Source organism: Fundidesulfovibrio sp., from assembly GCF_058402725.1.
In genome coordinates, this window is the sequence record NZ_JBZVFJ010000176.1 from 1 (window position 1) to 6099 (window position 6099).

A 6099-nucleotide genomic window follows, 5' to 3' on the forward strand; every position below is an offset into this window, starting at 1 on the left:
CGCGTCTCCAGGATCTCCTTCATCTCCTCGCGGGAGTAGCCGTCCACGAGCATCTGCAGGGCGTTCTGGAGGAATTCGTTCTCGATGCCGGGCAGGGTCTTCTCCAGGTGGACCTTGCCGCGCATGGAGGCCTCGCGGGCGATGTCCACGATGGACTCGATGTAGTTGCCGATGGGCAGCTCCTCGCGCTTGAGGGCCGTGAGGAAGATGTTGAACACGCGGGCCACTTCCTTGAGCGGGAAGCAGATGAAGGTGGAGGCCAGCGTGCCTCCCAGCACGATGGCCAGGCCCGGCAGGTTCAGGAACACCCGGGCGGAATCCGTGGCGAAGTAGGTGGCCGTGCCCAGGATGATGATGCCCGCGACGAACCCGATGACGGTGGCGACGTTCACCCGCTGATCCCCTTGATGGATTTGATGAGCCCGAGGAGTTCGTCCTCGATGTCGGAGGCTTCGCCCGGATCGGGCTCGGGCATGCGCTGGACCTCCTCCTTGACCACGGCGGCGATCTTCCTGGAGAGGTTGGCGTAGATCTTCTGGCGGGCCTCGACCCCGGCCAGGGCCGCCAGCACCCCCACCTTGTAGAAGCCCAGGCGCGAGAGGGCCTCCTCCAGGGTGGCGTTGTCGACGCTCACCACGTCGTCGACGCTCTGGAGGTCCTCCACCTTGAGCTTGGGGCGCTTGGCGCGCTGGAAGAAGTCATGCCCCTTGGCGGCGGCGAAGGCCAGGGCCTGGCGCTTGTGGAAGTGGAAGGCGGCGGGCGGGATCTCTCCGTAGGCGATCTTCCTGAGGATGGTCTCGGGCTGGGCGTCCACGGCCCGGGCGAAGTCGTCCAGGTCGATGAATTCGAGCTCCGCGCCGTTGGCGTCGGGGTTGTCCTGGGCCATGTTGCGCGAGACGCGGGCGAAGCGCTCGGCGTCGGGGATGGAAAGCAGGCGCTCCCTGACGAATTCGCCGGACTTCTTCTTGGTGCCCAGCAACGGATCGGTGCGGTAGTATGTGCCCTTCACGTCCACGATGTCCACGATGTGCACGCGCGCGAGTTTGTCGAGCACCTCGTCGATTTCGGTCTGGGTGATGAGCAGAATGTCCTTGATGGTGCGCGAAAGTTCCACGGTGGAGATCTGGGCGGCCTCGCTCTTGGGGCCGCTCCTGGCTGCGGCGCGCCAGGCAAGAAGGATGACGGAACACACCGAGGAGAACGTGTTGGCGCTGGAACGCTCCGGCACCAGGGCGTTGAGGGCGCGCACGCGCTCCACCAGGTAGGAGGTGATGATCTGCACCGGCCGGGGGCTCTTGAGCAGCAGCGTGTGCAAGAGCGTCTGGTCCAGGACGATGACCTCGGTGTACTCCAGGGCCAGGGCCTCGGAGGTGCGCTTCTCGCCGGTGATCACGCCCATCTCGCCGAAGATCTGGCCCGGGCGCAGGAGCGCCAGGGTCACGCGCTTGTTGCCGGAGAGCTTGTAGAGTCCCACGGCGCCCTGGGTGATGATGTATGCCTCGCCGCTGGACTGGCCTTCCTTGTAGATGGCCTGTCCCTTGTGGAAGGTCTTGGTCTTGTCTCCCACGTCCGCTTTCTTCATCTTGCATGCTCCGCACGTCATGGAGGCCGGTACGGCCGCCGTGGAGACGCCGCTCTCCCGGCATGCCGGGAAAAAGTCGCGGTTTCCCCTCTCTTGTCAATCTTATCCGTAAAGTCCCGGGAAAACAAGACGGAGCGCGCTCCGGGGAGAAAACATTTACAACGGCCTTCCGGGGGGCTAGAATAAGGAGCAGGAGCGAAACATGCCGCATCGACACTGCCGCGACGTGCCCGTGCTGGCCGTCGTACCGGCCGGGCCCGAGGGCCTGGCCAACGGACTCTGGCGACTGGAACTGGAAAACCCCGGCTTCACGGGGGTGAAACCCGGCCAGTTCGCCATGCTGCGCCCGCCCGCCTGGGGCTTCGACCCCCTCTGGGCCAGGCCCCTGTCCATCTCCCGCGCCCTGGACGACCGCATCGTCTTCCACTTCCTGGTGGCCGGACGCGGCACGGCGGCCTTCACGCGCCTCGCCCCGGGCGAGCCCGTCACGGTGTGGGGTCCCCTGGGCCAGGGCTTCGCCGTGGAGCCCGGCCTGCCCACGCTCCTGGTGGGCGGCGGCATAGGCATCGCGCCCTTCGTGGAATACGCGGCCACGCACCCCTCGCCGGAAAAGCTGACGCTGCTCTTCGGGCACCGCCCGCCGCGCTCCTGCTACCCCTACGACGAGCTGGGGGCCATGATCGCCGTGGAGTCCTTCCAGGACAAGACCGCCGAGGACATCCCGCGCTTCGTGGAACTGCTGGAGAGGCGCATCGCGGAACACGCCGGGGGGCTGGTGCTGGCCTGCGGCCCCACGCCGCTCCTGCGCTCGGTGAAGAATCTGGCGGCCAGGCACGGCGTGCGCGCCCAGGTGTCGCTGGAGAACCGCATGGCCTGCGGCGTGGGCGCGTGCCTGGGCTGCGTGGCCCAGAACCCCGAGGGACACCGCGTGCAGACCTGCGTGAAAGGGCCGGTGTTCTGGGCCGACAAGGTGACGCTCTAGGCCGGGCCTTCGTAAGGCCTCGCGGCGCTAAGCGCCAACAACGTGACGCACCGGCGCGGCCCGAACGCCGCCGCCGACCGGAGTTTTCGATGGATCTTCGCGTGGACCTGGGGGGGCTGACCCTCAAGAACCCCGTCATGACCGCCTCGGGCACCTTCGGCTACGGCCTGGAGTTCGCCCCCTACGGCGACCTGCGCTCCCTGGGGGGCATCGTGGTCAAGGGGCTCTCGCTCCAGCCCCGCGAGGGCAACCCCGTGCCGCGCCTGGCCGAAACCCCCTCGGGCATGCTCAACGCCATCGGCCTGCAGAACTGCGGGGCCGAGCGCTTCCTCAAGTCGATGCTGCCGGGCCTGCCCTGGCGAGAGACCCCCGTGGTGGCCAACCTCTACGCCTGCGACACCCGGGAGTTCGCCGATCTGGCGGGGCTCCTGGCCTCGGCCGAGGGCGTGGCGGCGCTGGAGGTGAACATCTCCTGCCCCAACGTGTCGGCGGGCGGCGTGCTCTTCGGACAGGATCCTGCCCTGGCGGCGCGGGTCACCGAGGCGGTGAAGGCCCGCGCGGGCTCCAAGCCGGTGATGGTGAAGCTCTCGCCCAACGTCACGGACATCGTTGCCGTGGCCAAGGCCGTGGAGGCCGCAGGGGCGGACGCGATCTCGCTCATCAACACGCTCACGGGCATGGCCGTGGACGTGCGCACCCGCAAGCCCCGCCTGGCCAACGTGGTGGGCGGCCTGTCGGGGCCGGCCATCAAGCCGGTGGCCCTGCGCTGCGTGTGGCAGGTGAGCCGCGCGGTGTCCATCCCCGTGGTGGGCATGGGCGGCATCAGTTCGGCCACGGACGCCCTGGAATTCATCCTGGTGGGGGCCAGCGCCGTGCAGGTGGGCACGGCCAACTTCCTGCGGCCGGATTTCTCCTTCCGGCTGGCCGAGGAACTGCCCCTGGCCGCCCAGGCCCTGGGCATCACCGACCTTTCGAGCTTCCGGGGCAGCCTGGCCGTCGGCTGACGGCCTCCCCCGACAGGACACGCGAGGCGGCCGTGAAGAACCTCCATCCCCTGGCCGCGCTCCTGCTGGCCGCCTGGCTCCTGGCGAGTCCGGCCCTTGCGGGCGAGGCCGGGACCGGCAGGCCCTGGCGCGTGTTCATCCTGCACAGCTACGACGAAGGGTACGTCTGGACCCGGAACGTGGACCAGGGCCTGCGCGCCGCCCTGGCAGGCCTGGACGTGGCCTTCGAGAGCTTCTTCCTGGACGCCAAACGCGCCGATGCGGCGACACAGGCCCGTGCGGGCAGGGCCGCCTGGGAGCGCATCCGTGCTTTCGGCCCCGACGCGGTGGTGGCCGCCGACGACGCGGCGCAGGCCTGGGTGGTGCGCCCCTTCCTGGCCGGGCGCGAGCGTCCGCAGGTGGTCTACTGCGGCGTCAACGCCCCGCCTGCGGCCTACGGCTATCCCGCCTCCAACGTCTCGGGCGTGCGCGAGCGCTTCCACTTCCGCGAGAGTTTCGAGCTGCTCAGGCGTCTGGCGCCCGAGGCTCGCTCCGTGGCCTTCCTGACTGACGATTCGGACACCGGGCGCTCCGTTGCCGAGGATCTGGCCGCCAACGCGCCCTATGCCCTGAGCCTGGAGCGCGTGCGCACGCTGAGGGGCTTCCAGGCCTGGAAGGCCGAAGTGGAGGCCTGCCAGAAATCGGCCGACGCCCTGGCCCTGGGAGTCTACCACACCCTGCGCGACGAGGCCACGGGCCGCCTCGTCCCTCCCGAGGAGGTCATGGCCTGGACCAACGCCGTGAACCGGCTGCCCACCCTGGGCTTCGCCGACTTCACGCCGGAGCATGGCGTCCTCTGCGGCGTGCTGGAGTCGGCCCACGAGCAGGGCTACCTGGCCGGGCTCATGACGCGCGAGGTGCTTAAGTCCGGACGCGCCGCAGGCGAACTGCCGGTGCGCGGCAACGCCACGGGCGTGGTGTTCGTGAACCTGCGCGCGGCGGAACGTCTGCGCCTGACCGTGCCCTTCGAGATCATCGAAGCGGCCGGCGTGGTGGTGGAGTAGCCATGGAGCCAGGCGTCCAACCTCCGCTGATCCGGCGCTACCTGGCCCCCATCGTCACGGTGCTCTTCATCGGCATGGTGCTCTCCACGGCCCTGACCTACGTGCACACCCGCCGCTCCGTGCAGTCCATGGCCCTGGCCCAGATGTCCCAGACGCTGTGGTTCATCGACCGGGAACTCACCGAGAAGGCCGACGACATCAAGGCCAGCGCCGCCGTCTGGAGCCAGGAGGAGGTGTTCCTGCTGGCCCTGCGCGAGAGCTACCTGGGCCGCTCCGCCCGCGAGGCCGCCAGCCGCCGCCTGGAGGACCGGGTGCGGCTCCACGGCTACAGCCGGGCCTTCGTGGCCACGGCCGACGGCAATGTGATCGCCTCCTCGGACCCGCGCGCGGTGGGCAACGTCTCTGTGGGGGACCGCGCCTATTTCCGCCGCGTCCTGGAGGGCGCGGTGACCCTGGAGGCCCTGGACGCGGGCAAGTACACGGGCCGCCCCGTGGTGGTGGCCGCCGCGCCTCTTGCCGCTCGGGACAAGGCCCCGGAAGGCCTGCTGATCCTGGTGGCGGACGTGGCTCCGCTCGGCAGTGAGATCCTGGACGGCGTGCGCATCGGCCGGTCGGGCGGCGCGGTTTTCCTGGATCGCGACGGAAAGCTCCTGGCAGCGCCCTCCTGGCGGCGCGAACGCGAGTTCGAGCGCGTGTCCGTCGTGTCCGGAGAGTTGCGCGCGGCCGCTCCCGGGCATGTGGCCCGCTACGAAGGCGCATGGGGGCGCAGGCTCTGCATGGGCCTTGTCAACTCCTCCACGGGGTGGCTCCTGGCCGGCGTGGTGGACGAGGACGAATTCCTCAAGCCCGCCGAAAACCTGGCGGCCATGAACGGGCTCATCGCGGCCGGGGTGCTGACCCTGGTGGGCTTCGCCCTGGCCATGCTGCGCCGGGCCGTGGCGGGTCTGCGCTCCTCGGAGGACCGCTACCGCGTCCTGGCCGAGACCACCCCCGTGGGCATCGTGGGCTTCGATGCCCAGGGGCGCACCCGCTACATGAACCAGCGCGCCCGGGAGATCCTGGGGCTCTCCCTTGAGGGCGCGCCGGGCGACGCCTGGACGCGCGACTTGAGAAGCCGCGAGGGACAGCCCCTCTCCGCCGACGCCCTGCCCGTGCGCAAGGCTCTTACGGACGGACGCGCCGTGCAGGATCAATCCCTGAGTTACGAGCCCCCCGGCGGAGAACGCAGGCTCCTGGCCATGAGCGCAGCGCCCGTGGCGGGCTCCGGCCTTGCCGCGTCGGGCGCTGTGGCCGCCCTGGTGGACGTTACCGAACGCCTGCGCCTCCAGGAGATGATGATCCAGACCGAGAAGATGATCTCCGTGGGCGGGCTGGCCGCAGGCATGGCCCACGAGATCAACAACCCGCTGGCCTCCATCCTCCAGGCCCTGCAGGTGGTGCGCAGGCGTCTGGAGCCCGGGCTTGCGGCCAACGAGCAGCAGGCGGGCC

5 protein-coding genes and 1 pseudogene are annotated in these 6099 nt (G+C 69.7%); 4 read left to right on the top strand and 2 right to left on the bottom strand.

Going from position 1 to position 6099, the window contains the following annotated elements; genetic code table 11:
- A pseudogene (locus tag ACV4UX_RS16620) lies at window positions 1–392 on the bottom strand (chemotaxis protein MotA); the annotation flags it as partial.
- A complete protein-coding gene (locus ACV4UX_RS16625) occupies window positions 389–1582 on the bottom strand; it encodes a Crp/Fnr family transcriptional regulator (RefSeq protein ID WP_491594401.1) in 1194 nt (397 codons plus the stop codon). The pseudogene ACV4UX_RS16620 and the gene ACV4UX_RS16625, both read right to left, overlap by 4 nt.
- Before the next feature lie 202 nt (window positions 1583–1784).
- Between ACV4UX_RS16625 and ACV4UX_RS16630 the strand changes: the two genes are divergently transcribed.
- The 4 genes from ACV4UX_RS16630 to ACV4UX_RS16645 all read left to right on the top strand — a co-directional run.
- A complete protein-coding gene (locus ACV4UX_RS16630; RefSeq protein ID WP_491594402.1) occupies window positions 1785–2564 on the top strand; it encodes an iron-sulfur cluster-binding protein in 780 nt (259 codons plus the stop codon).
- Between the two features lie 89 nt (window positions 2565–2653).
- On the top strand, window positions 2654–3568 hold the full coding sequence (locus ACV4UX_RS16635) for a dihydroorotate dehydrogenase (protein ID WP_491594403.1): 915 nt from the start codon (window positions 2654–2656) through the stop codon (window positions 3566–3568).
- 32 nt (window positions 3569–3600) lie between these two features.
- The gene (locus tag ACV4UX_RS16640) at window positions 3601–4611 is read left to right on the top strand and encodes an ABC transporter substrate-binding protein (RefSeq protein WP_491594404.1); all 1011 of its coding nucleotides are present in this window, start codon (window positions 3601–3603) and stop codon (window positions 4609–4611) included.
- Window positions 4612–4613: 2 nt separating this feature from the next.
- Window positions 4614–6099, top strand: a 1486-nt coding sequence (locus tag ACV4UX_RS16645; RefSeq protein WP_491594405.1) for a cache domain-containing protein, incomplete at its 3' end; no start/stop codon positions are given.